This window comes from Burkholderia diffusa, from assembly GCF_001718315.1.
In the GTDB taxonomy this organism is placed as follows: domain Bacteria; phylum Pseudomonadota; class Gammaproteobacteria; order Burkholderiales; family Burkholderiaceae; genus Burkholderia; species Burkholderia diffusa_B.
In genome coordinates, this window is sequence record NZ_CP013363.1 from 1071299 (window position 1) to 1097823 (window position 26525).

General features: G+C 68.4%; 23 protein-coding genes. 10 read left to right on the top strand and 13 right to left on the bottom strand.

From position 1 onward, the window contains the following. The 4 genes from WI26_RS20155 to WI26_RS20170 all read right to left on the bottom strand — a co-directional run bounded on the left by WI26_RS20155 (window position 1) and on the right by WI26_RS20170 (window position 4233). The gene (locus WI26_RS20155) at window positions 1-1983 is read right to left on the bottom strand and encodes a methyl-accepting chemotaxis protein (RefSeq protein WP_069226951.1); all 1983 of its coding nucleotides are present in this window, start codon (window positions 1981-1983) and stop codon (window positions 1-3) included. Between the two features lies 1 nt (window position 1984). Then, complete coding sequence (locus WI26_RS33445) at window positions 1985-2245, bottom strand: hypothetical protein (RefSeq protein ID WP_069226952.1); 261 nt, start codon at window positions 2243-2245, stop codon at window positions 1985-1987. A 37-nt stretch (window positions 2246-2282) separates the two neighbouring features. After that, window positions 2283-3458, bottom strand: coding sequence for a voltage-gated potassium channel protein (gene kch, locus WI26_RS20165; RefSeq protein ID WP_069226953.1), 1176 nt, complete (start codon window positions 3456-3458; stop codon window positions 2283-2285). Window positions 3459-3585: 127 nt separating this feature from the next. Beyond that, a complete protein-coding gene (locus WI26_RS20170; RefSeq protein WP_069226954.1) occupies window positions 3586-4233 on the bottom strand; it encodes a LysE family translocator in 648 nt (215 codons plus the stop codon). Between the two features lie 283 nt (window positions 4234-4516). Here WI26_RS20170 and WI26_RS20175 point away from each other — a divergent pair, with 283 nt between their 5' ends. Next, a complete protein-coding gene (locus WI26_RS20175; protein ID WP_006755380.1) occupies window positions 4517-4999 on the top strand; it encodes an Lrp/AsnC family transcriptional regulator in 483 nt (160 codons plus the stop codon). A 657-nt stretch (window positions 5000-5656) separates the two neighbouring features. On the opposite strand, the gene WI26_RS20180 is transcribed toward WI26_RS20175, so the two are convergent. Further along, the gene (locus tag WI26_RS20180) at window positions 5657-7312 is read right to left on the bottom strand and encodes an IclR family transcriptional regulator (RefSeq protein ID WP_069226955.1); all 1656 of its coding nucleotides are present in this window, start codon (window positions 7310-7312) and stop codon (window positions 5657-5659) included. A 177-nt stretch (window positions 7313-7489) separates the two neighbouring features. Here WI26_RS20180 and WI26_RS20185 point away from each other — a divergent pair, with 177 nt between their 5' ends. Further along, window positions 7490-8449, top strand: coding sequence for an MBL fold metallo-hydrolase (locus WI26_RS20185; RefSeq protein WP_059467896.1), 960 nt, complete (start codon window positions 7490-7492; stop codon window positions 8447-8449). 152 nt (window positions 8450-8601) lie between these two features. Next, on the top strand, window positions 8602-9981 hold the full coding sequence (locus WI26_RS20190) for an MFS transporter (RefSeq protein ID WP_069226956.1): 1380 nt from the start codon (window positions 8602-8604) through the stop codon (window positions 9979-9981). Between the two features lie 222 nt (window positions 9982-10203). Here the strand turns inward: WI26_RS20190 and WI26_RS20195 are convergent, their stop codons facing one another. Next, window positions 10204-11004, bottom strand: a complete 801-nt coding sequence (locus WI26_RS20195) for an SDR family NAD(P)-dependent oxidoreductase (protein WP_069226957.1) — start codon at window positions 11002-11004, stop codon at window positions 10204-10206. A 139-nt stretch (window positions 11005-11143) separates the two neighbouring features. Between WI26_RS20195 and WI26_RS20200 the strand changes: the two genes are divergently transcribed. Both WI26_RS20200 and WI26_RS20205 read left to right on the top strand, forming a co-directional pair. Beyond that, window positions 11144-12103, top strand: coding sequence for a GlxA family transcriptional regulator (locus WI26_RS20200; protein WP_069226958.1), 960 nt, complete (start codon window positions 11144-11146; stop codon window positions 12101-12103). A 76-nt stretch (window positions 12104-12179) separates the two neighbouring features. Then, window positions 12180-13328 (top strand): epoxide hydrolase family protein, encoded by a 1149-nt coding sequence (locus WI26_RS20205; RefSeq protein ID WP_069226959.1) that lies wholly within the window; start codon window positions 12180-12182, stop codon window positions 13326-13328. 123 nt (window positions 13329-13451) lie between these two features. Here WI26_RS20205 and WI26_RS20210 read toward each other — a convergent pair whose 3' ends face one another. Together WI26_RS20210 and WI26_RS20215 are read right to left on the bottom strand one after the other, a co-directional pair. Beyond that, window positions 13452-13943, bottom strand: coding sequence for a 2,4'-dihydroxyacetophenone dioxygenase family protein (locus WI26_RS20210; RefSeq protein ID WP_059539400.1), 492 nt, complete (start codon window positions 13941-13943; stop codon window positions 13452-13454). A 102-nt stretch (window positions 13944-14045) separates the two neighbouring features. Beyond that, window positions 14046-15020 carry a LysR family transcriptional regulator gene (locus WI26_RS20215; protein ID WP_069226960.1) on the bottom strand — a complete coding sequence of 325 codons (975 nt, stop codon included), beginning with the start codon at window positions 15018-15020 and terminating at the stop codon, window positions 14046-14048. 105 nt (window positions 15021-15125) lie between these two features. Here WI26_RS20215 and WI26_RS20220 point away from each other — a divergent pair, with 105 nt between their 5' ends. Both WI26_RS20220 and WI26_RS20225 read left to right on the top strand, forming a co-directional pair. Continuing rightward, complete coding sequence (locus WI26_RS20220) at window positions 15126-16484, top strand: aspartate aminotransferase family protein (RefSeq protein ID WP_059467903.1); 1359 nt, start codon at window positions 15126-15128, stop codon at window positions 16482-16484. A gap of 49 nt (window positions 16485-16533) precedes the next feature. Continuing rightward, window positions 16534-18051, top strand: a complete 1518-nt coding sequence (locus WI26_RS20225) for a CoA-acylating methylmalonate-semialdehyde dehydrogenase (protein ID WP_059467904.1) — start codon at window positions 16534-16536, stop codon at window positions 18049-18051. A 153-nt stretch (window positions 18052-18204) separates the two neighbouring features. Here WI26_RS20225 and WI26_RS20230 read toward each other — a convergent pair whose 3' ends face one another. The 3 genes from WI26_RS20230 to WI26_RS20240 all read right to left on the bottom strand — a co-directional run bounded on the left by WI26_RS20230 (window position 18205) and on the right by WI26_RS20240 (window position 20904). Next, on the bottom strand, window positions 18205-18579 hold the full coding sequence (locus WI26_RS20230) for a hypothetical protein (protein WP_059468071.1): 375 nt from the start codon (window positions 18577-18579) through the stop codon (window positions 18205-18207). Window positions 18580-18922: 343 nt separating this feature from the next. Further along, on the bottom strand, window positions 18923-19855 hold the full coding sequence (locus WI26_RS20235; RefSeq protein WP_069227805.1) for an AEC family transporter: 933 nt from the start codon (window positions 19853-19855) through the stop codon (window positions 18923-18925). A 164-nt stretch (window positions 19856-20019) separates the two neighbouring features. Next, on the bottom strand, window positions 20020-20904 hold the full coding sequence (locus WI26_RS20240) for a LysR family transcriptional regulator (protein ID WP_069227806.1): 885 nt from the start codon (window positions 20902-20904) through the stop codon (window positions 20020-20022). Window positions 20905-21301: 397 nt separating this feature from the next. Here WI26_RS20240 and WI26_RS20245 point away from each other — a divergent pair, with 397 nt between their 5' ends. Then, the gene (locus WI26_RS20245; RefSeq protein WP_059539620.1) at window positions 21302-21679 is read left to right on the top strand and encodes a nuclear transport factor 2 family protein; all 378 of its coding nucleotides are present in this window, start codon (window positions 21302-21304) and stop codon (window positions 21677-21679) included. 21 nt (window positions 21680-21700) lie between these two features. Here WI26_RS20245 and WI26_RS20250 read toward each other — a convergent pair whose 3' ends face one another. Beyond that, window positions 21701-22639, bottom strand: a complete 939-nt coding sequence (locus WI26_RS20250) for an AraC family transcriptional regulator (RefSeq protein WP_069226961.1) — start codon at window positions 22637-22639, stop codon at window positions 21701-21703. 87 nt (window positions 22640-22726) lie between these two features. Here WI26_RS20250 and WI26_RS20255 point away from each other — a divergent pair, with 87 nt between their 5' ends. After that, complete coding sequence (locus WI26_RS20255) at window positions 22727-24166, top strand: cytochrome P450 (protein WP_069227807.1); 1440 nt, start codon at window positions 22727-22729, stop codon at window positions 24164-24166. A gap of 16 nt (window positions 24167-24182) precedes the next feature. On the opposite strand, the gene WI26_RS20260 is transcribed toward WI26_RS20255, so the two are convergent. Then, on the bottom strand, window positions 24183-24983 hold the full coding sequence (locus WI26_RS20260; protein ID WP_059467907.1) for a helix-turn-helix transcriptional regulator: 801 nt from the start codon (window positions 24981-24983) through the stop codon (window positions 24183-24185). A gap of 132 nt (window positions 24984-25115) precedes the next feature. Between WI26_RS20260 and WI26_RS20265 the strand changes: the two genes are divergently transcribed. Beyond that, on the top strand, window positions 25116-26522 hold the full coding sequence (locus WI26_RS20265) for an APC family permease (protein WP_059467908.1): 1407 nt from the start codon (window positions 25116-25118) through the stop codon (window positions 26520-26522). The last annotated feature ends 3 nt before the right edge of the window (window positions 26523-26525 follow it).

The window sequence follows — 26525 nt, forward strand, 5'->3', positions numbered from 1 at the left end:
TCACGCGTCGCGGGCCAGCCGGAACACGCTGACGGCTTCCGACAATTGCGCGGCCTGGTCGCGCAACGCGACGGCCGCGCGTTCGGCATCCGAGATCAGCGCCGCGTTCTGCTGCGTCGCCTCGCCGATCTGCGTGATGGCCTGATTCACCTGCTCGATGCCGGTCGATTGCTCGCGCGACGCGGCGCTGATTTCGCCGATCAGCGTGCTGACCTGGTCGACGCGCTGGACGATCTCGCGCATCGTGCCGCGCGCGGCGTCCGCGATCCGGTATCCCTGTTCGACGGTCGTCGACGATTCGGCGCTCAGCGCGTCGATTTCCTTGACCGCCGCCGCACTGCGCTGCGCGAGCGCGCGCACTTCGGCCGCGACCACCGCGAAGCCCTTGCCGTGCTCGCCCGCGCGCGCGGCCTCGACGGCAGCGTTCAGCGCCAGGATATTGGTCTGGAATGCGATGCCTTCGATCGTGCCGGTGATTTCGGCGATCCGGCGCGTCGCACGGCCGATGTCGTCCATCGTCGCGACCACGCGTTGCACGGCCGTGTCGCCGTCGGTCGCGGCGGCCGATGCGTCGGCGACCAGCGCGTTCGCCTGCACCGCGTGTTCGGCGTTCTGCTGCACGGCGGCCGTGATCTGCTCCATGCTCGCTGCCGTCTGTTCGACACTGCTCGCCTGCGTCGCGATCCGCGCGGCGATGTCGCCGCTGCCGGCCGCGATGCCGACCGTGCCGCGTGCGATGTCGGACGAGCTGCTGCGCACCTGCGCGACGATCCGCGCGAGGCCGTCGCCGATTCCGTCGACCGCCTGCACGAGCCGGCCGATCTCGTCGTTGCCCGTTGCGTCGCGTGCAGCGGCGCCGTCGCGGATGCGGATGCTGAGGTCGCCGGCCGCGAAACGTTCCGATGCACGCGCCGCCGCATCGAGCGGTCGGCTCACCACGCGTCGCACGACGACGACGAACAACGCCGCGAACGCCGCGACGAGCACGGCCGCAATCATCAGGAAACGGTTACGGACGGTGCGCATGCCCGCCAGCAGTTCGTCGTCGAGCGCGATGCCGCCGACCAGCCACTGCCATTGCGGAATCGTCGTGAACGACACGAATTTCGCCGTGGGCCCGGCGTCGTGCGCGGCCGGATCGGCCGACGTGTACGCGAGCCGGCCCTGGCCGGCGGCGAGCATTTGCGTGTACGGCGCGCGCGCGTCGTCCGCGCGCTGGCCGGATGCGTCGGGATGCACGACGAAGGTGCCGCGCGATGCGCCCGACGATGCATCGAGCACGAAGTAATAGCCGTTTTCGCCGATCTTCAGCGCCCGGATGCCGTCCTGCACGACTTGCAGCTCGGCTCCGACGTCGAGGCCGACGAACAGCGCGCCGATCACGCGGCCCGCCGCGTCGGTGACCGGCTTGTACTGCGTGATGTACGGCCGGCCGAACAGTTTTGCGAGGCCCGTATAGCTGCGTCCGGCGACGAGCGGTGCGTAGGCGGGGCCGGCGCGATCGAGGCGCGTGCCGACCGCGCGCGTGCCGTCCTGCTTCTTCAGCGACGTCGTGATGCGGACGAAATCGTCGCCATCACGCGCGAAGATCGTCGCGATCGCGCCGCTTTTCTTCAGGAACTGGTCGGGAATCGCGTAATCGAGGTCGAGCGCCTGGCCGCCCGCCGACAGTGTCGGCGCGGCGACCCCGCCGATGTCGACGGTGCGGGCCGGGTCGAGCGCGAAATCGGCCGGCAGGAAACTGGCGAACAATGCCATCGAGCGGGTGGCTTCGGCGGACAGCGCCTTGTCGAACATCTCGACCATCGCACGGATCGACTGCTCCTTGTCCGCGATGCGCGCATGGGCCTCGTCGGCGAGTTGCTGGCCGGCGAAATGGGCGAGCGCCCATGCGAAGGCGGTAAACAGCAGCGCGACCAGCACACACGCCAGCGCGGCCAGGCGCGCGCCGACGCTCGCCCGGCCCAATTGGGTCAATCTCATATCATTCCTGAGTGGGGAGGGAGAGAGGCGGAACGCACGCGCCACCGCATACTGTAAGGAATACGGCAGCTTCGGAGAATTCTTTAGCGGTGCGAAGCCGGAGGGGCCGGCAGTGTCGGTGCATCACGCGCCACGCGACGGCCAGATGCCGCCCGGCCTTCGCGATCGTCACGATCGCGACGCAGGTCGGCAGCGGCTCGCGCAGCACGTCGGCGACCACCGACACGATGAACAGGCCGCCGTCAGCGAGCAATTCGGACATCGCGCGATTGTATCGGCCGCACACCGGCCGGCACGGGTCACGCGGCGGCGTCGGTGCCGAACAGCAGATGCGAGATCACCGACTTGTCGACCGGCTCGTCGTTGAGCGTGCTGGCGAGCAGTTCGCCCGCGAGCTGCTGCGGCGAGAACACCATGTCCGGCTTCAACAGGCGCAGCCGCTCGAGGTTGCGCTGCTGATTCACGAGCGCGACGGTACGCACCGTCGACGCGATCTCGCGGATCGCGAGGATGATGAACGCATTCTCGGCATCGTCGGAGCGCAGCGCGAGCACCGCGCGGGCCGTCGCCGCGCCGGCGTTTTCCAGCACCGCGTGGTCGGTGGCGTCGCCGACGATCAGGTCGGTCGTACCCGGATAGTTGTGCTCGACGCCGGCCGGCACGATGACGGTCACGGCGTAGCCGCGCTTGCGCAGTCCGTCGTGCACGGCATGTGCGACCGGCGTCGCGCCGACGATCAGGAAATGATGCTTGCGAATCACGTTCGAAATGCCTCCCTTGACGATCCGTTTCAGGTTGCCGCCGATCACGGGCCCGACGACCGCGCTGATCGACGTCGCGAACACCGTGATGCCGAGCACGATCACCGACGCGGTGAAGAGGCGCGCGGTGGGCGCGTGCGGGACGATGTCGCCGTAGCCGACCGTCGACATCGACACGATCGAGAAGTAGACGGCCGTGGCGAGGTCATGCACCGGCGGCGTGAATTCGTCGCCGAGATACAGCACGCCGAAAGTCGCGTAGATGAGCAGCGACACGATGCTGAGCAGCGCGAACAGGCTGCTCGCGGCGACGCTCGCGCGATCGAAATGCCGCCAGTAGTAGATCAGCGTGACGGCGAGGACGGCCGTGTACACGAACACGGCGTTGCTGCGGTAGCCGCCGAGGATGCTGATCGCGGCGGCGGCGACCAGCAGCAGGATCGACAGCACCCACGCGACGCGGGCACGCAGCACGATGCCGATGGCCATCGTCGCGAGGCCGGTCGCGACGACGACCTGCGGCAACACGACGAGGCCGGCGTTATCGACGAGGTTCAGCGCATCGGTGAGCCATGCATGATGCACGCCGAGCTTCGCATGGGCGACGACCGGGCGCAGCACCATCAATGCATCGAGTGCGAGGAGGAGAGCGAGATACCAGTGCAGGCCGATCGGCGCGAACAGGCGCCGCAGGCGGGTAGTGACGTGCTTCATGCAATCGCCCGCGCGAGCCGGGCATGTCCAACGAACCAGCCGCTACCCTAAAGCATTCGGCGATCGGCTGCTTTTTCGAGGGGATGACCGCGGGTGACACGGCAGCCGCGCATGCGGCCGCTCGCTCTCAGTTCCAGCCGACCATGATCGCGCCCATCCCCACCAGCAACCCGCCCGTCACGCGGTTCATCGCGCGCATCCGCGCCGGACGTTGCAGCGCACGGCTCAGCCGGTGCGAGAAGAGCGCCATCGACGCGACGCCGCCGGCGAACAGCAGCGCGAAGGACGCCGCGAGCAGCAGGAATTGCACGTTCAGGCTCCACTCTGCGTTGGGAACGATGAACTGCGGAAAGAACGACGGAAAGAACAGCAGCGTCTTCGGATTCAGGCCGGATGTGGCGACGCCGCGCCAGAACAGCGCGCGTCCGCTGTCGGTGTTGTCGGGCGCAGCGCTGCCGGGCTGGGGCGACGCGGCGGCCGCGGCGACCGGCGCGCGGCCGAGCCATTGCTTGCAGCCGAGCCACACGAGGTAGGCGGCGCCGGCCCAGCGCAGCACGGTCAGCGCGTGTTCGTCGAGATGGACCAGGGAATTCAGGCACAGCGAGGTGAGCGCGAGCTGCAGCAGCACGGCGAGCGTGCCGCCCCATACGCACGGCAGCGCGCGGCGCCAGCCGGTGCGCAATGCCTGGTTCATCGTGAGGAGGTTGACGGGGCCGGGGGCGTAGATGAGGACGGCGGACGCAGCGAGGAACGACAGATAAAGCCTGAACGACATGACGGGAGGTACGGAAACGGAGGACAGGCACCGGCCCGTGCAACCGGATAGGCGCGCGGGAGGCGGGACATTGCATGCCTGCGTGTCCGGCGCCGCAACTCGTGATTGCGGCCGGGCGTCCCGCTGCGAAGGGGTGGTCGCGGGGAGCATGCCAGACAACAGGCATGGAGAAAATGTATCAAGCGCGCCGGTTAAAAGGCTTCCTGTTTTCCAGTAAAACTCGGCCGAAACCGGAATCCTGTTCATATAGAATGCCGATTTTCAGTAGAAGATTCTTTCCATCATGGCTACTCGCGAACGCACGCCGAAAACCCTCGACAACCAGGACCGCAAGATCCTCGGTGCGCTGCAGAAAAATGCCCGTCTGTCGAACGCGGAACTGGCGGAACAGATCGGCATGTCGACCACCGCCTGCTGGAACCGCACGCGACAGCTCGAGCTCGACGGCTACATCGACGGTTACGTCGCGCTGGTGAACCAGCGCATGCTCGGCTACGCGGACATCGTGATCCTCGAGGTCACGCTCGATCGCCACGAGGACGACGCGCTCGCGCGTTTCGGCGCCGAACTCGCGGCGCTGCCCGAAGTCCTCGAGGCGTACCTGGTGTCGGGCGAATACGACTACTGGATCAAGGTCGCGGTGGACGGCACGGCCGGCTATGAGCGTTTCCTGCGCGAGAAGCTGTACAGGATTTCGAGCATCCGCCACAGCCGCTCGATGTTCGCGCTGCGGTGCATGAAAGATGTGCCGTCGATTCAGGTGTGACGGCAGGCGAGACGGGCCGCGGATCGTCGTGACGACGAGATTCGCGGTTTGCCGAAGAAGATCGGAAATCGGGCTGTCGCGTCGACTGGGCGCGGCCCGCAGCCGTTGACAGGCGGACAATGCCTGCGGGGCGGGAAAACGGATGAATCTTCCGTCGTGTTTTGCGACGTTCATCCGCCACGCCGATGCCGGGCGCGGCGGCCTTTCGGCGCGCGTTCCGGCAGGCGGGTCGGACGGATCGCTTGCCGCCGGGGCGGCGGCGTGACGCTGCGCTCAGCGCGGCAGACGTGCGTGCGCTTCAGCGATGACTTCGCAGTTCTCGAGGTGCAGTGCCCAAGCTTCCGCAAGCAGCTCGCCAACACGTGCGAGCCAGCCAGAGGATTGGGTGGAACGATCGGAGACATTAGACGTTTGCATGACGAAGCCCCATATAGGTGGCGAGTTAGGGATAACCCTAATCATAGAGGAACATCACCACCTTGTGAAATGCGATTTTGTTATATGAGAATTACTGACAATTTCCGTTGCTGTTACACAACATGAACGCGCATGCTTCCGCGCGGCGGACGGGCGTGACGAGGCCGTGGCAAGCACGGCCTCGCATTGGCGGGAAGAAAGGGAAGTCAGGCGGGGAGAACGGGCGCGGCGCCGCGGCGATTACCCGCCGATCCACCCGAAGCGCCACGACAGGCGTCGTGTCGCGGCGAGCAGCGCATGCGCGAGCTCGCTGTCCGGACCGCGCGGGAAGCCGCGCGACGAACCGATGATCGCGATCACGAGCCGGATGCTGCCGGTGTGATCGAACACGGGCGCGGCGATCGTCCCGATGCCCGGCACCGGCGCATCGAACGCGAAGTCGAGCCCGTCCGCACGGATCGCCGCGAGCCGCGCCCGGAATGCACCGTCGACCTCCTGTGTGGCGCGGCCGGCGAGGCGCACCCGCTCGTCGGCCAGCAGGCCGGCCAGCACGTCGTCGGACATGCCGGCCGCGAAGATCCGCCCGATCGCGGTATTCACGAGCGACATCACCGTGCCGACCTGCAGGCTCACGTGCTGCGGCCGCGCGGATTCCTCGAGGCGGATCACGGTCGGCCCGAGCGGGCCGAGCGTCGCGGCAGCCACGCTCATGTCGGTCGCGCTCGCCAGCGCGACGATCTCGGCTTCGGCATCGCGCGTCGGCGAAACGCGCTGCATCGCGATCAGGCCGAGCGCCTGGGCGAGTGGCCCGCCGCCGAAGCAGCCGGCGTCGTCGCGGCTCAGCAGGCCGATCTTCTGCAGGCTCACCAGATGCGGAAATGCCTTCGCGGCCGGCATGCCGGCCGCCGCCGCGAGGTCGCGCAGCGGCAGCGCACGGCCCGCCGACACGAGTGCCAGCAGCAGCTCGCCCGTGCTGTCGAGCGCGTTGATGCCGCGTTGCGCTTTCGTATCGTCGGCGAGCGTGGGCGGCATGCGCTGCGTCGCAGGGGGCGTGCCAGGCTCGACGGGTGGGGCATCGCGTCCCGCGCCGAGGGACGTGGTCGCTTCGCGTGCCGCATCGCGCAGCGCCGTCGCGATCGGGCCGTCCCAGCCGACATCGATCGATCCGCTCGAACCGATCACCGTCAACGCCAGTTGCAAGCGTCCGTTGGCGTCGAGCACCGGCACGCACATCGCGCTGACACCGGGGCTCGGCCGATCCACGCCGCGCTCGATCCCCCGCGCGCGGATCGCGTCGAGTTCGGCCTGCCGCGCACCGGCGTCGGACGTGGGCTGGTCGCCTTCCGCGCCGGCGAGCGTGTTGCCCGCGCCGGCTTGACTGGCCGCCATTGCATCGAGTTGCGCGGGGTCGCCGAACGCGCGGAACACACGGCCGGTCGCCGTCGTGTCGAGCGACATCACCGATCCGACGTGCAGGTTCACGTGCAGCGGATAGCCACCATGCTCGATGCGCACGATCGTGGGCCCGAGCACGCCCGGCACCGACAGCGCGACGCTCAGGCCGACCGCTTCCGCGAGCCGCGCCGCATGGGGCAGCGCCGCGCGATAGGCCGGCTGGCGTTCGATCGACATCAACCCGAGCCGCAGCGACAGCGGCCCAGGCTCGTAGTTGCCGGTGAGCGCGTCGCGCTTCACGAGCGCGAGCCGCGTCAGGCTGACGAGATAGGTGTGCGCCTGCGCGGTCGACAGATCGGCCGCTGCCGCCAGCTCCGACAACCCGAGCGGCTTGCGCCGGCGCGCGAGCGCATCGAGCAGCCGCCCGCCGACCTCGACGCTCTGGATCCCGCGCTGCGCCTTGGGCGGCGCGTCGTCCGCGCTGACTTCGTGGTTCTGCACGCGATGATTCTTCCGTTGACGAAACCCCGCATGGTATCCGACGCCATTTGACGCGCCAGCCCACAGGTTTACCCGAATTAGACAATAGCAAGTCGATTTGTCATTGACAAATAATCGTCGCGAGCAGATGATCCGCTCACTCCCCTCAACACATGGCTCGCAGCCACGGAACGCAACATGGCCAAAGCATTCGCCTCCCAAGCCGATCTGGAAGAGAAGAAAGTCACCTGGACGCAGCTGTCCGAGAACGCGTACGCGTACACCGCCGAAGGCGACCCGAACTCGGGCGTGATCATCGGCGACGACAGCGTGCTGATCGTCGACACGACCGCGACGCCCGCGATGGCGCAGGACTTGATCGCGAAGATCCGCAGCGTGACCGACAAGCCGATCAAGCACGTCGTGCTGTCGCATTACCACGCGGTGCGCGTGCTCGGCGCGTCCGCGTATTTCGACGAGGGCGCGCAGCACGTGATCGCGAGCCGCGGCACGTACGAGATGATCGTCGAGCGCGGCGAGGCCGACATGAAGTCTGAGATCGAGCGCTTTCCGCGCCTGTTCGCGGGCGTCGAGACGGTGCCGGGCCTGACCTGGCCGACGCTCGTGTTCGAGCGCGAGATCACGCTGTTCCTCGGCAAGCTCGAAGTGAAGATCATGCACGTCGGCTCGGGCCACACGAAGGGCGACACGATTGTCTGGCTGCCGTCGCAGAAGGTGCTGTTCTCCGGCGATCTGGTCGAATACGACGCGGCCTGCTATTGCGGCGACGCGCAGCTCGAACAATGGCCGGCCACGCTCGAGGCGCTGCGCGCGCTCGGCGCGGAAAAGCTCGTGCCCGGCCGCGGTCCCGCGCTGCTGAATCCGGCCGAAGTCGACAAGGGCCTCGACTACACGAAGGATTTCGTGACGACGCTGCTCGCGCAGGGCCGCAAGGCCGTCGAGCGCAAGCTCGACCTGAAGGCGGCGATGGCGCTTACGCGCGAAGCGATGGATCCGAAGTTCGGCCACGTGTTCATCTACGAGCACTGTCTGCCGTTCGACGTGTCGCGCGCGTTCGACGAGGCGAGCGGCATCACGCATCCGCGCATCTGGACCGCGCAGCGCGACAAGGAAATGTGGGACGCGCTGCAGGACTGAGCGGCCCGCCATTTTTCTGACGGCGCCTGAACGGCGGCGGCATTGGGCCGCGGTTCAGGACGCCGGTTTCCGGTCTCACAAGAAAGCAGGGCGCACGTACGCCCTCGGAGACTGCTGCGCGCTCGAATCGCGCGGCCCGTTTGGAGAGAGACATGCCCCAATCGCTTCCCGCCGAAGCGACGATCGCGCACGCGAGTGTCGCGGCGTCGGCTTCCGTCCATGATTCCGCCCTGGCGTCGGACGCCGGCGACGCGCTGCTGTTCCGCAAGATCGCGTGGCGGATCGTGCCGTTCCTGTTCCTCTGCTACGTCGTGTCGTTCCTCGACCGCATCAACATCGGCTTCGCGCAGTTGCAGATGAAGCACGACCTCGGTTTCAGCGATGCGATGTACGGCCTCGGCGCCGCGGTGTTCTACATCGGCTACGTGTTCTGCGAGGTGCCGAGCAACATGCTGCTCGCGCGTTTCGGCGCGCGCCGCACGTTCACACGGATCATGCTGCTGTGGGGCGTCGCGTCGACCGCGATGATGTTCGTGTCGCAGCCGTCGCATTTCTACGTGCTGCGCTTTCTGCTCGGCGTGTTCGAGGCCGGCTTCTTTCCCGGCATCGTGCTGTACCTGACCTACTGGTTCCCCGCGAACCGCCGCGCGGCGGCGATCTCGGTGTTCTTCGCGGGCGTCGCGGTGGCCGGCGTGCTCGGCGGCCTGATGTCGGGCTGGATCATGCGCGACATGAGCGGCGTGCTCGGGCTGCACGGCTGGCAGTGGATGTTCGCGATCGAAGGCGCGCCGGCGATCGTGCTCGCGTGCTTCGCGTTCACGTATCTGGTCGACCGGCCGCACGACGCCGCGTGGCTCACGTCCGACGAAAAGGCGCGCGTCGCCGCGCTGTGCGGCGACGGCCGGGCGCACGGGGCCGCGCATGGCGCGCACGACGCACGCAGCCTGGTGGCCGCGCTCGCGAACCCGCGCGTCTACCTGTTCGCGTTCATCTACTTCTCGCTGACCTGCGCGTCGCTGACGCTCAATTTCTGGATGCCGCTGATGATCCGCGACTTCGGCGTGACGGACGTCGTGGCCGTGAGCCTCTACACGGTGGTGCCGAACGCGGTCGGCGCGGTGGGGCTGATCCTCATCGCGCGCCGCTCGGACCGCACCGGCGAGCGCCGCAAGCACTTCGCGTGCTGCACGATCGGCGGCGGCCTCGCCCTCGCGGCGCTGACGCTGCACCTGCACAGCTTCGCGGCGATGCTCGCGTGTCTGTCGATCGCGGCGACGCTGATCTTCGCCGCGCTGCCGATCTTCTGGGCCGTGCCGACCCGCTATCTGTCGGGCAATGCGGCCGCCGCCGGGATCGCGCTGATCAGCAGCATCGGGATCACGAGCGGCATCGTCAGCCCGTGGGTGATCGGGCTGATCCGCACGCGCACCGGCAGCATGGATCTAGCCGTCTACCTGCTGGCCGCGCTGCTCGCGTTGAGCGGCGTCGCGCTGATGCTCGGCGTGAAGGGCGAACCCGCGCGGCGGCCCTGAACCCCGGCCGGGCATTGCCGGCGGGCGGCGGCGACCGGCGTTGCGTGTCCTGTCGGCCCCGTATTCGCATCCATCGACGAGACGATCGATGCCAGCCCATCTTCAAGCGGACGCCGCGCGTCCGGGCGCGTCCGCGTCGCGCTGATCGGCCGGCGATCCGGCGCGTCCAGTGCGATCCGCCAGCGCGCGGCCGATCCCGGACGTGCCGCCGGTCGACGCTCGTCAGCGAGCGGCCGCGTAGCGCGGCGCGGGTGAATCCGTCGACAGATGCGGCGCCATCGTGCGGCGCGCGGTTTCGTATGCATCCCATTCTTCCGCTGCATGCAGCGACGGAATCGTCACGAGTTCGCCGCGATCGAAGCCGACCAGCGCCGCGTCGACCAGGTCGGTGGCCGACATCACGATCTCCTTCGGCAGGTGTTCGAGCGGCAGGCCGCCCGTCTGCCAGAAGTCGGTGGCCGTCGCGCCGGGCAGCACGGCCTGCACCTGCACGCCATGGTCCGCGAGCTCATGGTGCAGCGACTGGCTGAACGCGAGCACGAATGCCTTGCTGCCGCCATAGACGCCGTTGAGCGTTTCCGGCGACAGCGCGACGATCGACGAAATGTTGATCACGGCGCCTCGGCCGCGCGCGACGAAGCCGGGCACGGCGGCATAGGCGAGGCGCGTGAGCGCGGTCACGTTCAGGTCGATCATCCGCGTCATCGCGTCGACGTCGCTGTCGAGCAGCGGCGCGTGTGTGCCGATGCCCGCGTTGTTGACGAGCAACGTGATGCTGGCGTCCTGCTTCAGCTTCGCCTCGACCACGGCGAGCGCCGCACGGTCGTTGAGGTCCGCGCCGAGGATCTCGACGCTGCGCTGCGTGTCGTTCGTGATGCGCTCGGCGAGCGTGGCCAGCCGGTCGCGGTTGCGCGCGACCAGGATCAGGTCGTAGCCGCGGCGCGCGAGCCGGTCCGCGTAGATCGCGCCGATGCCGGACGATGCGCCGGTGATGACGGCGGTACCGCGATGTGCTTCAGTCATGATGTCGCTCCATGTCGAGGAAGAGGTGAGTGCGTGAAGCCATTCTGGCCGCGAATCGCCGCGACACAAATGACGTAGATAGGTATGATTTCGGACATCGGGCGGGTCGCGACGATCATGCCCCGGCACGGAGACGCGCATGCACCGAATCGGCTTTCTGATCAGCGATGGCTTCCAGATCATGGCGCTGGCCGCGCAGTCGGTGTTCGAGTACGCGAACATGGGCGCGGACGAGCCGTTTTACGTGATGGGCAACTACTCCGTCGAAGGCGGCGACGTGCGTTCGTCGCTCGGGTTACCGGTCGCGACGCGCGCGTTGCGTGGGCGAATCGACGTCGATACGTGGATCGTCGCGGGCGTCAACGATCCGCTCGCGTCGCCGCCGCCGGCCGGCGTCGTCGCGTTCCTGCGGCGCGCCAATGCGCGCGCGCGGCGGATCGCCGGCATCTGCACGGGCGCATTCGTGCTCGCCGAGGCCGGGCTGCTCGCGCAGCGCCGCGCGACGACGCACTGGGCGTACGGCCGCCACATGCAGACGCATTTTCCGGACATTCGTGTCGAGGACGACCGTATCTACATCGTCGACGGCCCGATCTGGACGTCCGCCGGGATGACGGCCGGCCTCGATCTCGCCCTCGCGATGGTGGAGAAGGATCTCGGCGCGGACGCCGCCCGCTCGGTCGCGCACAAGCTCGTGATGCACCAGCGCCGCTCGGGCGGGCAGTCGCAGCATTCGGAAATGCTGGACCTCGCGCCGAAATCGGACCGGATCCAGAACGCGCTGAACTATGCGCGGCGAAATCTCTCCCGCGCGCTGACCGTCGAGGAACTGGCCGATGCGGTCCATCTGAGTCCGCGCCAGTTCAGCCGGGTGTTCACGCTCGAAACCGGGCAGTCGCCGGCGAAGGCGATCGAGCGGCTGCGGCTCGAAGCGGCTCGGTTGATGATCGAGCAGAGCCGGCATTCGCTCGACGTGATCGCGAAAGAGAACGGCTTCCGCGACCGGCGCCACCTGCGCGACGCGTTCGTGCGCGGCTTCGGCGTGCCGCCGCAGGCCGTGCGGCGCGACGCGCGCGCGGACGAGCGCGAAACGGGCTGACGCTCGCGGGCGCGCGCCGCCAGCGCGGGCGTGAAAAATCGCGCAGAATCTCCGGCATTCCTCGCGAGGAGACACCATGCACGCCGCCCCGTTCAACATTGCGATTCCCGATCACGCGCTTGATGTCCTGCATCGGCGCCTGCGCGACATGCGCGCGCCGGCGCTGACGCCTGCCGCGCCGTGGCAGCAGGGCGTGGATGGGGCGTGGCTGCGCGACCTGGTTGTGTACTGGGCCGAGCGCTACGACTGGCGAGCGGCGGAGCGCGCGCTGAACCGGCAGCCGCAGTTCGTCGCGGACGCAGGCGGGCAACGCGTGCATTTCATTCATCGTCGTGGGGCGGGGCCGAGGCCGTATCCGCTCGTCATCACGCACGGCTGGCCGGGCTCGATATTCGAATTCGACGCGCTGATCGATCGCCTGTGCGATCCGGCCGCGTTCGGCGGCAATCCGCACGACGCGTTCGACGTTGTCGCGCCGTCGCTTCCCGGCTTCGCGTTTTCGCCCGCGCCTGCGGCACCCGGCATGTCGGCATTTCAGGTCGCCGACTGCTGGGCGGCGTTGATGTCCGGGCTCGGATATCGCCGCTTCGGCGCGCAAGGCGGCGATCTCGGTGCAGGCGTGTCGATTGCGCTCGGCGCGCGGCATCCCGGCGTGGTGGACGGCATCCATCTGAACTACCTGCCCGGCAGCTACGAGCCGCCGACCGACGCGGCTTCGCCGTTGACTGACGACGAACGGGCTTTCGTGGCGCAGCGTGGAGAGTGGGTTGCGCTGGAGGGCGGATACGCGCATGTGCACATGACGAAGCCGCAGACGCTGGCCGTCGCGCTCAACGATTCGCCGGCCGGGCTGGCCGCGTGGATCGCCGAGAAATTTCGCGCGTGGAGCGATTGCGATGGCGACGTCGCGCGGCGGTTTTCGCACGACACGCTGCTGACCGGAATCGCGCTCTACTGGTTTACCGGCTGCATCGGCTCTTCAATGCAGATGTATTGGGAAAACCGGCTGCAGCCGATGCGATTCGCGGCCGGGCAGCGCGTCGCGGCGCCCGTCGCGTTTGCGCGCTTTCCGAAGGAAATCAGTCGTCCGCCGCGCAGCTGGCTCGAACGGGTGTTCGACGTCGTGCAATGGACCGACATGCCGAGCGGCGGCCATTTTGCCGCGATGGAAGAGCCGGACCTGCTGGCCGACGATATTCGCCGATTTTTCCGGCGTTTTCGGTAATGCCCCGAGGGGCGGCCTGGCGGGCGAAGTGTGCGGGCGCCCATGCGTGCGCCGGCGAGTGCCGGCGCCGTGCGGATCGCGACGCGACGATGGCGCCTGTCTTGCCGCGTGATGACCGGGTAATCAGCGGGTGACGAACGGCGCCGCATCGTGCGGCGCGGTGCGCGCGTGCTTGCGCTGGCGCAGCAGCGCGACGCGGCAATTCTCGCGCGCGGTCTCGCGGCCGTCGTCGTCGAGCAGCACCAGATCGCCGCGCATCACGTTGAGGGTGATCACGTCGTCGCCGGGCGCGCCGAGCGTTTCCGGCGTATGCACCGACCCGGCCGGTTCGAGCACCGTCGAGCCGGCCTGCGCGATCCATTCGTACTCGCGGTAGCGCCACGCACCCTGCAGCGTATGCACGAACACCTCGCCGTCGTGGCGATGGCGCGGCAGCGTGCCGCCGGCCGGCATCTTCAGCAGTGCGGTCAGCGTGTCTTCCGCCGCATTGATATGCAGATACTTGATCGCGAGCCCCGGCAGGTCGGCGCTCATCGGCAGCCACGGCAGCGCATCGCCGGGCAGGCACGAAATCGGCGGCAGGTCGGTGGAAAGCGGGGCGGTCGGCTGCGTCATGGCGGGAGGCGGAGCGGAAACGGGAAGTGCGCATTATCGCAGAGGCGGATCGGGCCGCAGCCTCCCTCGTCGGACAGCCGCGCCAGCGAAGCCTGAGCCCGGCTACACGTCGCGGCCGTCTTCGTCACGTCCGCCCGTCCGCGCCGCCGCATGCGCGGCTTCGAGGCACGACTGGAACAGCAGCGCCGCCCGCGTTGGCCGCGGCGAGCGCCGCAGCAGGCTCACGAACCGGCATCGGTAGTTGAAGCGGTGCGGCGCGATCGGTTGCATCAGCCCCTTGTTTTCGAAGCTTTCCGCGTAATGGTCGGGCAGAAAGCCGAGGTAGCGGCCGGACAGGATCAGCGTCGCGATCGATTCCTGGTCCGATGCCGTCGCGCTGCGCGTGAGTTTCGCGCGATGGCTCAGCTCCATGTTCGGCGAATGGAAGCCGAGCCCGGCGAACGCGTGCGCGCGGATCGTCGTCCACGTGAGCTTGCCGTGCGGCGCGTCGAAGAGCGGGTGCTGGCGGCCGCAGTACAGCAGCATCCGCTCGTCGAACAGTTCCGAATACACGAGGCTGCCCGAGCTGCGGTGCGCGGGGATGATCCCGACCTGATAGCTGCCGTCGATGATCCCGCGCTCGACCTCGTTGATCGACGCGACATGCAGGTTAAGTGCGACATCGGGCGCTTCGTCCGTGAATTGACGGATGGCGTCGCCGAGCCTCGCGTGCGGATTGGTGGCCGTCTTGTCGAATACGGCGACGTGCAGTTCTCCGCCCATCTTGTCGTGAATGCCGTCGATTCTGCTGCGAAATGCCTCCATCGATGCGAGCAGTCGCAGGGTTTCCTCGTACACCGTCTGCCCCTCGGCGGTCAGCGTGAAACCCGCGCGGCCGCGCCGGCACAGCACGAGACCGAGGCGCGTTTCCAGATCCTTCACGTGTCGACTGATCGTCGAGATGCCGATATTCAGCTCGAGCTCGGCCGCCGCCATCCCGCCGCACTGCACGACGCCCTTGAAGACCCGCAGCAATCGCAGATCCATGTCGCTGAGCTGCCCGAGCAGCGCGCGGCTCTTCGGTTTCTTTGCTTGCATAGTTGCGCAAGTGAACATTGATATTGCGATATTGAAGAGACTAATTGGCCTGCCGACAATGCGCAACATCATCACAAGAAGGAGGGGCGCGCCGCGCCGACCGACATGACCGACACGATCACCGCCAGCCAGCACGACGAAACCGGCATCCGCACCGACGCCGCGTGGCTCGACGCCCACTGGATGCCGTTCACGGCGAACCGTCAGTTCAAGTCCGATCCGCGCATGATCGTGTCGGCGAAGGACGCGTATTTCACGGATGGCGAAGGCCGCAAGATCTTCGACGGTCTGTCGGGCCTGTGGTGCACGGGCCTCGGCCACGGCCGCGCGGAAATCACGGAAGCCGTGAGCCGCCAGGTCGCGCAGCTCGACTACGCGCCGGCGTTCCAGTTCGGCCATCCGAAATCGTTCGAGCTCGCGAACAAGATCAAGGACCTGACGCCGGCCGGCCTCGACTACGTATTCTTCACGGGCTCGGGCTCGGAAGCGGCCGACACGTCGCTGAAGATGGCCCGTGCATACTGGCGCGCCAAGGGCAAGGGCACGAAGACGCGCCTGATCGGCCGCGAGAAGGGGTATCACGGCGTGAACTTCGGCGGCATCTCGGTCGGCGGGATCGGGCCGAACCGCAAGCTGTTCGGCCAGGGAATCGACGCCGACTTCCTGCCGCACACGCAACTTGCGGAAAACCGATTCTCGCGCGGGATGCCGGAGCACGGCGCCGACCTGGCCGACCGCCTGCTCGATCTGATCGCGCTGCACGACGCATCGAACATCGCGGCCGTGATCGTCGAGCCGTTCTCCGGTTCGGCGGGTGTGGTCGTGCCGCCGAAGGGCTATCTGAAGCGCCTGCGCGACATCTGTACCGCGCACGACATCCTGCTGATCTTCGACGAAGTCATCACGGGCTTCGGCCGTGCCGGCGCGATGACCGGCGCCGACGCGTTCGGCGTGGTGCCGGACATCATGAACTTCGCGAAGCAGGTGACGAACGGCGTGCAACCGCTCGGCGGCGTGATCGCAACAAAGGAAATCTACGACACGTTCATGGCCGCGGGCGGCCCCGAGTACATGCTCGAGTTCCCGCACGGCTACACGTACTCGGCGCACCCGGTCGCGTGCGCGGCCGGCGTCGCTGCGCTCGACCTGCTGGTGAAGGAAGACGCGGTGGCCCGCGTGCGCGATCTCGCACCGCATTTCGAGGCGGCCGTGCACGGGCTGAAGGGGCAGCGCCATATCGCGGACATCCGCAACTACGGGCTGGCGGCCGGCCTGACGATCGCGGCGCTGCCGGGCGAGCCGGCACGGCGCCCGTACGAGATCGCGATGCGCTGCTGGGCGAAGGGCTTCTACGTACGCTACGGCGGCGACACGATCCAGCTCGCGCCGCCGTTCATTTCGGAGAAGCGCGAAATCGACAACCTCGTGAACGCGCTGTCCGACGCGCTGAACGAAGTGGACTGAGCCGCGGCCCGTTCTCCGCGACAACCGAATTCACGACAGAGCCAGGAACATGAAACACGACAGCAATGTGACCTCCACCGTCGGCCACCTGATCGACGGCAAGCGCGTCGACGGCGGCAGCCGCGTCCAGCCGGTGTTCGACCCGGCCACCGGCGAATCGCACAAGAGCGTCGCGCTCGCCGACAAGCTGACCGTCGAAGCCGCGATCGCATCCGCGCAGGCCGCGTTTCCCGCGTGGCGCAACACGCCGCCGCTGAAGCGCGCGCGCGTGATGAGCCGCTTCAAGACGCTGCTCGAGGAGCATGCGGACGAGCTGTGCGCGCTGATCACCGCCGAACACGGCAAGGTGCTCGCCGACGCGATGGGCGAGCTGCAGCGCGGGATCGAGAACGTCGAATACGCGACCTACGTGCCCGAGCTGCTGAAAGGCGAGCACAGCAAGAACGTCGGCCCCGCGATCGATTCGTGGAGCGAATTCCAGGCGCTCGGCGTCGCGGCCGGCATCACGCCGTTCAACTTCCCGGTGATGGTGCCGCTGTGGATGTGGCCGATGGCCGTCGCATGCGGCAACACGTTCGTGCTGAAGCCGTCGGAGCGCACGCCGTCGTCGACGCTGCGCATGGCCGAGCTGGCGCTCGAGGCCGGCCTGCCGCCGGGCGTGCTGAACGTCGTGAACGGCGACAAGGAAGCGGTCGACACGCTGTTGACCGACCCGCGCGTGAAGGCGGTGAGCTTCGTCGGCTCGACACCGATCGCCGAGTACATCTATTCGACCGGCTGCGCGCACGGCAAGCGCGTGCAGGCGCTCGGCGGCGCGAAGAACTTCGCGGTCGTGATGCCCGATGCCGACATCGGCAATGCGGTGAACGCGCTGATGGGCGCCGCGTACGGCTCGTGCGGCGAGCGCTGCATGGCGATTCCGCTGGTCGTCGCGATCGGCGATGAAACGGGCGACAAGGTGGTCGAAGGCCTGAAGGCCGAGATCGCGAAGATGAAGGTCGGCCCGGGCAACGGTGCCGGCGTCGACATGGGACCGCTCGTCACGAAGCAGCATTTCGAGAAGGTGACCGGCTTCGTCGATGCGGGCGTGGAAGCGGGCGCGACGCTCGTCGTCGACGGGCGCGGCGTGAAGGTCGACGGCCACGACGGCGGCTACTACCTCGGCCCGTGCCTGTTCGACAACGTGAAGCCCGGCATGCCGGTCTACCAGCACGAGATCTTCGGGCCGGTGCTCGGCGTGATCCGCCTGAAGTCGCTCGACGAGGCGATGGCGCTGATCGACGCGCACGAATACGGCAACGGCACGTGCCTGTTCACGCGCGACGGCGAAGCGGCGCGCTACTTCAGCGACAACATCCAGATCGGCATGGTCGGCATCAACGTGCCGCTGCCGGTGCCCGTCGCGTATCACTCGTTCGGCGGCTGGAAGCGCTCGCTGTTCGGCGACCTGCACGCGTACGGCCCGGATGCGGTGCGCTTCTACACGAAGCGCAAGACGATCACGCAGCGCTGGCCGTCGGCCGGCGTGCGCGAAGGGACGGTGTTCAGCTTCCCGTCGAACCGCTGACGCGCGATCCGGCGGCAACGTGACGCGCGTCGGCCGGCGGCGTGACGCCACGCGGCCGGCGTAAAAAGCACAGGCCCGCCCCGGTCGATGACCGGCGCGGGCCTTTTCATACGTGCGGCGGCCGTGCCGGCACGGAAGACCGGGAAGGAACGCTTACGGCGCGACCACGTGCCACATGTTCTTGAAGTTGTCGCCGTTGCGGTCGCCCTGTTTCATGTCCTTCGCGAAGAAGTACAGCGGCTTGCCCTTGTAGGCCCATTGCGGGCTGCCGTCGTCGCGCTTGACGATCGTGTAGGGGCCGACCGGGACATCGGTTGCGCTGGCCTTGTACGGCGGCCAGATCGATTCGCATTGGCCCGTGCATGCGCTTGTGCCGGCGTTGGGCTTGTCCTTGTCGAATGCGTAGACGGTCATTCCGTTCGCGGCGACGAGCGCGCCGTTTTCGACCTTGGTGATCGAGCCTTGAGCCGAGGCCGAAACGGACGCCATGGCGAGCACGGCGGAGCTGACGAGCAGCACGGCTTTCATGATTACCTCCTTGTAGTCCGGTGGGCGGCGCAGCCGCACGCATGGCCGGGCGTGCGCGTGACTGCGGGGAATGGTGCCGGAACGCGGCGCCGTGGCCGCCGGTGCGAGCGACGTGAAGTCGAATGGCGGAGGCACGGACCCGCTTCATTCACCATAGGCGCTTTTTGGCGGGGCTGCGAGAAGAACCGGGGGCGTATCGGCGATGCGTGCGTCCCGCGCAACGGGCGGGGCGGTTGCGCGCGTGCGGCGGGATTCGGTATCCGTCCCCGAACCTGCGTGAGTCCGGCTGGCTCGTGCGATTGCGCTTCCGCGACGGACGGCGGCACGTCGCGGCGCCGGGCCGTCAGCGAAATGCCGGCGCCGACGCGAGCGCCGTCAGCACGGCCGGCATCGCGAGCGCGGCGGCGATCGTCTGGAACGCGGTGATGCCGGCCATCAGCGGTGCGTCGCCGCCGAGCTGGCGCGCCATGATGTACGACGAGGACGAGGTCGGCAGTGCCTGGAACAGCAGCGCGATGGTCAGCGCGGCATCGCCGAGCCCGAACAGGCGGCCGGCCGCGAGCGTGGCGAGCGGCATCGCCATGAACTTGAACGCCGACGCGATGCACATCGGCTGCACCCATTGCCGCGCGGCGTCGAACTTCAGCGCCGCGCCCACGCACAGCAGGCCGAGCGGCATCGAGGCAGCGCCGAGCGCGCGCACGGCCGGTTCGACGGCGGCCGGAAACGCGATGCCGGCGGCCTGCATCGCGATCCCCAGCGCGCACCCGACGACGAGCGGATTCGACAGGATCTGGCGCACGAGCGCCCACGCGCCGAGCCGCGTGTCGCCGTAGCGCGCGAACACCAGCACGCACATCAGGTTCACGGTCGGCACGATCGCCGCGACGCACACGGCCGCGAGCGCGATTCCGTGCGCGCCGAAGAGTCCTGCGGCGAGCGCGGTGCCGACATAATTGTTGAAGCGCACCGCACCCTGGAACACCGACGTGAACCCGGCGCCGTCGACCGCAACGAAGCGGCGGACCAGCAGCAGAAGCGCCGCGACGAGCACGGTCGAACCGACCAGCGCCGCCGCGAGCGGCAAGACGGGCAGCGCCTGCAGCCGCGCATTCGCGAGGCCGTTCGCGAACAGCGCGGGCAGCAGCACGAAGTAACACAGCCGCTCGGCATGCGGCCAGAACGCATCGGCGATGAAGCCCGTGCGCCGCAGGCCGTGGCCGAGCGCCACCAGCAGCGCGACTGGCGCGAGCGCGAGCACAATGGGGCCGATCATCGACGCGCCTTCAGGCGAGACGGGCGGGACAACAGGCAGGCGCAGCAGCGGAACGAAGCGGGAATCCATCCGGCGGGCAACATGGCGGCATGCAATCGAAAGGGTGACGATGCCGCCAAGCTAACACGCGGATGCAGCAGGAATAATGGTTAATTATCGGGTGTTCAATGAGAAATTCTCATCGATGACGCAGTGACTTCTGCGGCCAGCGCACGCGCGAAACGCTCCGCCGGCCGCGACCGGTGTTCGAGCAGCACGACCGCGCGGCCCATCTGCGGCTCGCCGAACGGCAAGCGCGTGACGGGCGGCAGCCGCGCAAGCGTCGAGTCGGGGAGCGCGACGATCGCCGCGCCGAGCCCGCGGGCGACCATTCGCGCGATAGTCTCCGCGCTGTCGAGCACCATCTCCTCGCGTACACGCACGCCGATGCGGCGTAACTCGGCGGCGATCATCCGGCCGGCCCATGCCTGCGCGTCGAAGCGGATGAACGGCAACGCCTCGAGCAGCGTGCCCGCGTCGCGCTCCGCATACTGCGGCGGCGCGATCAGCCAGAAGCGGTCTTCGTACAGCGTGGTCCACGTCAGTTCTGCCGGATGCGGGCGCACCGGGCGCGTCGTGATCGCGGCGTCGAGTTCGCCGGCCGCGACGCGGTTCGCCAGTTCGGCCGACATGCCGGCCGATACGTGCACGCGCAACGACGGATGCGTGGCACGCAGCGCGAGCAGCGCATCGGGCAGCGGGCCGGACAGCGCGGTCTGGATCGCGCCGATCCGCAGGCGGCCGACGAGCTTCTTTTCGTCGCTGAGCGCATCGGGAATCCGGTCGACCATCGCGAGCACCTGCTCGGCTTGCGCGACAAGGATGTTGCCGGCTTCGGTGAGCACCGGATGGCGGCGCGAACGGTCGAACAGCCGGACGTTGTATTCGCTTTCGAGCGTCTTGATCTGCAGGCTCACGGCCGATTGCGTGAGTCCGATCGCTTCGCCGGCGCGTGCGAAGGTCCGGTATCGGGCGATCGCGACCAGCGTTCTGAATGCGCGTAGTGACATGGAGTCGGTGAGGTAGGCGGCCGGTGCCGGCACGCGGATTGCTCGATGATGCCGAAGGCGGCGCACGGACGGCGTGCCGATCTCGGCGCCGACGCCCGCCGAAGCGGGCGGCCCGGCCGGCACGCTGGCGGACATCATGCCCGCGCGTGTGGAAACGGGCAACCGCGCCGTCGGTGCCCGCTGCGGAACGCGCGGCGCGCAGCGCGTCGCGTGCAGGTGGTCAAGTCGATCGTCCGGTGCGGGCTTTCGTGAATGGCATCGAGCCGGGCGTGCACGCTTGGCTGCTTGCGGTGGGCGGTCGTGGCCGTTCGGGCTGCCCGCATGCGTTCGATCGATGCGTCGGGCCGACGCGACGCGCGTTGTCGTGTCGGCCCCGTGCTTCGCGGAGGTAACGACCATGACAGACGATCCCGGTGACGTCGCGCGCGCCAGCTATCGTGCGTATGTCGACAAGGACCGCGACGCGATCGAAGCGCTGATCGCGCCGGACTTCCATTTCACGAGCCCACTCGACAACCGGCTCGACCGCGACGCTTATCTGGCGCGCTGCTGGCCGAACAGCGCGTTGCTCGCCGGTTTCGCGTTCGTCGACGTCGCCGTGCACGGCGAATACGTGTTCGTCGTGTACGAAGCCGACACGAGCGCCGGCAGGCGGTTCCGGAATGCGGAGCGGTTGCGCGTGCGCGATGGCCGGATCGTCGAGGCCGAGGTGTATTTCGGCTGGTATGTGCCGCACCAGGCGCCCGAGGGCGGGTTCATCGAATCGGCCGGCTGATGGGTGACGGCCAGCGGCCCGTCACACCCAGAGCCGGTACATCCAGAACGATTCGTCCTCGGCGAAGCGTCGCACGAACTCGGTCGGCGAGAAGCCCGTGATGCGCCGCGTCGCGCGGCTCAGGTGTGCCTGGTCGGCGAATCCCTCGTCCAGCGCGAGCGCGGCCCAGTCGACCGGCTGCCCGGCCTCCTGCCGGTCGCGCGCGGCGAAGAACACGCCTTCGGTGCGCACCAGCGTTTGCCAGTCGCGCAACGAGCGACCGCTGTACGACTTGATGCGCCGTTCGACCTGGCGCGGGCTGTGGGTGTAGCGCCATTCGCGCGCTTTCGACGCGAGACGCCCGAGCCAGCTGCGTCCGGCATCGCGCAGCGACGACAGCGGCGACACGCTGCCGCGCAGCGCGTGCCAGCGCGGTGCGAGGTAACGGTCGAGCGCGGCCAGTGCAGCGTCGTCGTGTTCGGCATCGGCGAGCGCTTCGAGCAGCGGCCGCCAGCTGCCGTCGAGGCATGCATGCGCGTCGACGACGCTATCGTGGATCGCCGGCAGCGCGACGCCGAACAGCGCGCGTGCGGCGTCGGCATGCAGGCAGACGATGCCGCCTTGTCCGCTCGTCGGCGCCCAGCTCGCGACCGGCATCGACTGGCTGCCCGACAGCGTCGCCGATGCGCCGAACGGCCGCCATACGGGGCCGTCGCCCGTGCGCCGGACGAGCCCGACGTCGAACCCGCGATACCACGACAGGCAGACGATCGGCGACGCCGGGAAATGCGTGAGCCGCTGTGCGTCGCTCAGCGCGAAGCCGCGCGTGTCGCGGCTGACGATCGCGACGACCGCGCCGTGCAGCGCGGCCGGCGGCGGATACAGCCGGGTGGGCGGCGAGCGGCCGTCGCACAGCACGCGCGGCGCACGCGCGAGCGGATCGGGGCACGGCGGCAAAGTGGGCGACGGACCGGAGGGCATGACGCCGGAGTATAGGGACCGGCGCCGCGCGTGTCGATGTCGTTTGCGTTCAAGACCGGCCGCGCGTCGATCCGGACAATCCGGCGCATGAACACACGATCCTCTTCCCGATGCCCGTTTCATGCGGACGCCGCCGGTGCGGCGCCCGCGCTTCACCCGCCCGGCGTATGGCCGCCGGGGCCGCGTGCCGGCCTGACGGGGTGGCGGCTGCTGCGCGCGATGTCGCGCGACCTGACCGGCACGCTCGCGGGCTGGCAGCGTGCGCATGGCGACGTGGTGCACCTGCGCATGTGGCCCGAACATGCGGTGGTCGTGACCGATCCGGCGCTCGTGCGCGAGCTCCTGGTCACACATCACGATGCGCTCGTGCGCTGGGAGCGCGGCATCCGCGTGTTCTCGCAGGTTCACGGGCGCAGTGTGCTGGTTGCCGAGGGCGACGCATGGCGCGACAAGCGCCACGCGCTGCAGCCGAACTTCATGCCGAAACCGGTGCAGGCATTCGTGCCGTCGATCGCCGCGACGGCCGGTCATGCGCTCGCGCAGTGGCCCGCGCACGACGCGCACTGGCCGATCGAAAGCGCGCTGACGTCGCTTGCGATGGACGTGATCATGCGCACGATGTTCTCGGACGCGATCGGCGCGAATGCACGCGTGGCCGAGGAGGCCGTGCGCACGATCAGCGCGGCCGCGAACGCCGAGTTCTACCAGCCCGTCAGCGCGCCGGACTGGATGCCGTGGAAGCGTGGCAAGGCGAGGGCGCTGGCGGTGCTGAACGGATTGATCGACCGGCAACTGCACGCGCGTCTGGACACGCCGGAGCACCGCTGGCCGGACGACCTGCTGTCGCGCCTGTTGCGGCTGCATCGCGCCGACGCGCGCACATGGCCGCTGCAAGCCGTGCACGACGAGTGCATGACGGCATTCCTCGCCGGTCACGAGACGGTTGCAGCCACGCTGACCTGGTGGGCGTGGAACATGGCCGCGAATCCGGCCGCGCAGGCCGCCGCGCGCGACGAAGTCGTGCGCGTGCTCGGCGGCCGTGCGCCGACCGCCGACACGCGCGCGGCATTGCGCTACCTGACGCAGACCCTCGAGGAAACGATGCGCGTCTATCCGGCCGCGCCGATCCTGATCAGCCGTCGCGCATTGCGGCCGGTCGCGTTGGGCGCATGGCAATTTCCGGCGCGAACGTTGTTCATGCTGCCGATTCAGCTGATGCATCGCGACGCGCGCTGGTTTCCGGCGCCGACGGCATTCCGGCCCGAGCGCTTTGCCGACGACGCGCCGGCGATTCCGCGCGGCGCCTACATGCCGTTCGGCACGGGGCCGCGCGTCTGCCTCGGCCAGCATCTGGCGATGACGGAGATGGCGGTGGTGGCGGCAATGATCCTGCAGCGCCATGAACTGTCGGTGCCGCCCGGCATGGCGCCGCCGCGCGCGACGCTGAACGTGACGCTGCGGCCCGAACGCCCGCTGCACCTGGCGATCGCGCCTACGCGGCCGGCGGCGGAGGCCGGACCGTCGTGACGTGACGGAGCCGCGTTCAGCCCGCCGCATCCTCCCCCAACGCCTGAATGAACCGCGAAAACAGCTCCGGCTGAGACGAGATCCCGAGCTTCGCGTAAAGGTGCCGCCGATGCACCTTCACCGTCTCCGGCGAAATCGCCAGCCGTTCCGCGATCGCCTTCGACGAATTGCCGCGCAGCACCATTCTCGCGATCGACATCTCGCGATCGGTCAGCACGCCCGCGCCGAATCGCGCGAGCGCCTGCTCGACGCGCGCGCCGAGATCGTCGTCGGGCGTCGCGCGCGCGGCATCGCCCACCAGCCGCCAGTGCTGCCGGATCGTCGCGAGCACCCACGGCATCGCCGCCGTCAGCTTGCCGAGCGGTTCGACGTCGAAGCGCGCCGACGCGCCGAGCGACAACGACAGCAGCAGATCGGGGTTCGGCCGCAGCAGAATCTGGATTTCATCGTCGCCGACCGCGTCACGAAAGTAGCTCAGGAAATATTCGCTCTGCCGGAACAGGTCGGGCGCGACTTCCTCGAGCCGGTAGCAGCCGTCGGCGAGCCCGTCGTGCGCGGCCTGCAGGAACGGATCGAGCAGATATAACCCATTGAGGTAAAGCGGCACCGGCGACGCGCTGTCCGAGCCGCCCGTGTCGTATTCGTCGAGCACGAGCGGCACGCCGTCACGGCCGATCGCGGTCGCGAGCGCGTTGTCGAACGGCACCATTTCGTTGAGCAGCAGCACCAGGAAGCGCCAGAAGCGCGGCTGGCCCAGATGATCGATCGCGCGGCCCAGCGCCTGGTGCATCGCGATTTCGGAGAAGAGTCGATCCATACCACCACCGAAGGGTGTAACACGAAGGGGGAATAGCGGTCCTGAATTTGGCTTCCTAGACTGCCACGCAATCAATCGGGCCCGAGTATGGGTGTTCAAAAAAGAGCAGGGTAGGAGCAACAGGAGAACGAAATGGCGATGATGTCGGAATCGACGGGCACGCTGCAAGCGACGCCTGCCACGGAAGACGCACCGCGCGCGCTGTCGCAGACGCTCAGCGTGCGTGACGCGGTGATGATCACCGTGTCGGGCGTGACGCCCGCAAGTTCGATCTTCGTGATCGCGCCGTTTGCGATCCAGCAGGCCGGCAGCGGCGCGGTGCTGTCGTTCGTGCTCGGCGGCGTGCTCGCGCTCGCGTTCGCGCTCTGCTACGCGGAGCTCAGCGCCGCGCACCGCAGCGCAGGCGGCGAATACGTGATGGCCAAGCGCGTGTTCGGTACGCTGCCCGGCTACCTGACGTTCATCACGGTGCTGTCCGTCAGCGTGTTCATCCCGGCCGTGCTCGCGAGCGGCGCCGCGCCGTATCTGAACAACGCGCTGGGCACGCACTTCGGCAACCAGTCGGTCGCGCTCGCGATCGTGCTGCTCAGCTATCTGCTCGGAATGCTGAACATCAAGACGAACGCGTGGATCACGGGCGCGTTTCTCGTCGTCGAGATCGGCGTGCTGATGCTGATCGCGGCGCTGGGCTTCGGCTCGCCGCATCGCGGCGCGGACGCGCTGGTCGCACCGGTCGTCGCGAGCGGCAATGCGCTGGTGCCGGCCACGCTCGCGGCGATCGTGCCCGCGATCGGCACTGCGATCTTCTGCTACAACGGCTTCGGCTCCGCCGCCTATCTCGCGGAAGACCTGCGCGGCGGCAACCGCAACGTCGCGAAGGCGGTGATCTATTCGCTGCTGGTGATTCTCGTCGTCGAACTGGTTCCGCTCGCCGCGATCGTGCTCGGTGCGCCGTCGCTGACGGAACTGACGAAGAGCGCGGACCCGATCGGCTATGTCGTACGTTCGCTGAGCAGCCCGACGGTGTCGCGCGTGGTCAGCGGCGGGATCTTCCTGTCGGTGTTCAACGCGATCATCGCGATCGTCATCACGATGGGGCGCCTGCTGTACAGCAGCGGCCGGCATGCGCTCTGGTCGCGCAGTTGCAACCGCGCGTTCTCGACGATCCATCCGCGTTTCCAATCGCCGTGGCTCGCGACGCTCGCGCTGGCGGTGCCGTCATCCGGGCTCGTGTTCGTGTCGAGTCTCGACGAGCTGACCGCGTTCACGGTCGACCTGCTGCTGCTGATCTACCTCGTCGTCGGGCTGGCCGCGCTGGCGAGCCGTCTCGTGCGTCGCGACGTCGAGCACCATTACCGAATGCCGCTGTGGCCCGTGACGCCGCTCGTCGCGGTCGCGGGCGCCACGTACACGCTCTACACGACACTGGCGACGGCGACCAAGCCGACCGACCTGATCATCATCGGCGGGCTGCTGATGGCCGCGCTCGTGACGTATGCGGTCTGGGCGCGCCACAGCGAAGCGTTCCGCTCGCTCTGACCA

Coding starts and splice junctions, on each gene's coding strand:
- WI26_RS20155 (WP_069226951.1), bottom strand. CDS start 1,983: ATGAGATTGACCCAATTGGGCCGGGCGAGCGTCGGCGCGCGCCTGGCC.
- WI26_RS33445 (WP_069226952.1), bottom strand. CDS start 2,245: ATGTCCGAATTGCTCGCTGACGGCGGCCTGTTCATCGTGTCGGTGGTC.
- kch (WP_069226953.1), bottom strand. CDS start 3,458: ATGAAGCACGTCACTACCCGCCTGCGGCGCCTGTTCGCGCCGATCGGC.
- WI26_RS20170 (WP_069226954.1), bottom strand. CDS start 4,233: ATGTCGTTCAGGCTTTATCTGTCGTTCCTCGCTGCGTCCGCCGTCCTC.
- WI26_RS20175 (WP_006755380.1), top strand. CDS start 4,517: ATGGCTACTCGCGAACGCACGCCGAAAACCCTCGACAACCAGGACCGC.
- WI26_RS20185 (WP_059467896.1), top strand. CDS start 7,490: ATGGCCAAAGCATTCGCCTCCCAAGCCGATCTGGAAGAGAAGAAAGTC.
- WI26_RS20190 (WP_069226956.1), top strand. CDS start 8,602: ATGCCCCAATCGCTTCCCGCCGAAGCGACGATCGCGCACGCGAGTGTC.
- WI26_RS20195 (WP_069226957.1), bottom strand. CDS start 11,004: ATGACTGAAGCACATCGCGGTACCGCCGTCATCACCGGCGCATCGTCC.
- WI26_RS20200 (WP_069226958.1), top strand. CDS start 11,144: ATGCACCGAATCGGCTTTCTGATCAGCGATGGCTTCCAGATCATGGCG.
- WI26_RS20205 (WP_069226959.1), top strand. CDS start 12,180: ATGCACGCCGCCCCGTTCAACATTGCGATTCCCGATCACGCGCTTGAT.
- WI26_RS20210 (WP_059539400.1), bottom strand. CDS start 13,943: ATGACGCAGCCGACCGCCCCGCTTTCCACCGACCTGCCGCCGATTTCG.
- WI26_RS20215 (WP_069226960.1), bottom strand. CDS start 15,020: ATGCAAGCAAAGAAACCGAAGAGCCGCGCGCTGCTCGGGCAGCTCAGC.
- WI26_RS20220 (WP_059467903.1), top strand. CDS start 15,126: ATGACCGACACGATCACCGCCAGCCAGCACGACGAAACCGGCATCCGC.
- WI26_RS20225 (WP_059467904.1), top strand. CDS start 16,534: ATGAAACACGACAGCAATGTGACCTCCACCGTCGGCCACCTGATCGAC.
- WI26_RS20230 (WP_059468071.1), bottom strand. CDS start 18,579: ATGAAAGCCGTGCTGCTCGTCAGCTCCGCCGTGCTCGCCATGGCGTCC.
- WI26_RS20235 (WP_069227805.1), bottom strand. CDS start 19,855: ATGATCGGCCCCATTGTGCTCGCGCTCGCGCCAGTCGCGCTGCTGGTG.
- WI26_RS20240 (WP_069227806.1), bottom strand. CDS start 20,904: ATGTCACTACGCGCATTCAGAACGCTGGTCGCGATCGCCCGATACCGG.
- WI26_RS20245 (WP_059539620.1), top strand. CDS start 21,302: ATGACAGACGATCCCGGTGACGTCGCGCGCGCCAGCTATCGTGCGTAT.
- WI26_RS20250 (WP_069226961.1), bottom strand. CDS start 22,639: ATGCCCTCCGGTCCGTCGCCCACTTTGCCGCCGTGCCCCGATCCGCTC.
- WI26_RS20255 (WP_069227807.1), top strand. CDS start 22,727: ATGAACACACGATCCTCTTCCCGATGCCCGTTTCATGCGGACGCCGCC.
- WI26_RS20260 (WP_059467907.1), bottom strand. CDS start 24,983: ATGGATCGACTCTTCTCCGAAATCGCGATGCACCAGGCGCTGGGCCGC.
- WI26_RS20265 (WP_059467908.1), top strand. CDS start 25,116: ATGGCGATGATGTCGGAATCGACGGGCACGCTGCAAGCGACGCCTGCC.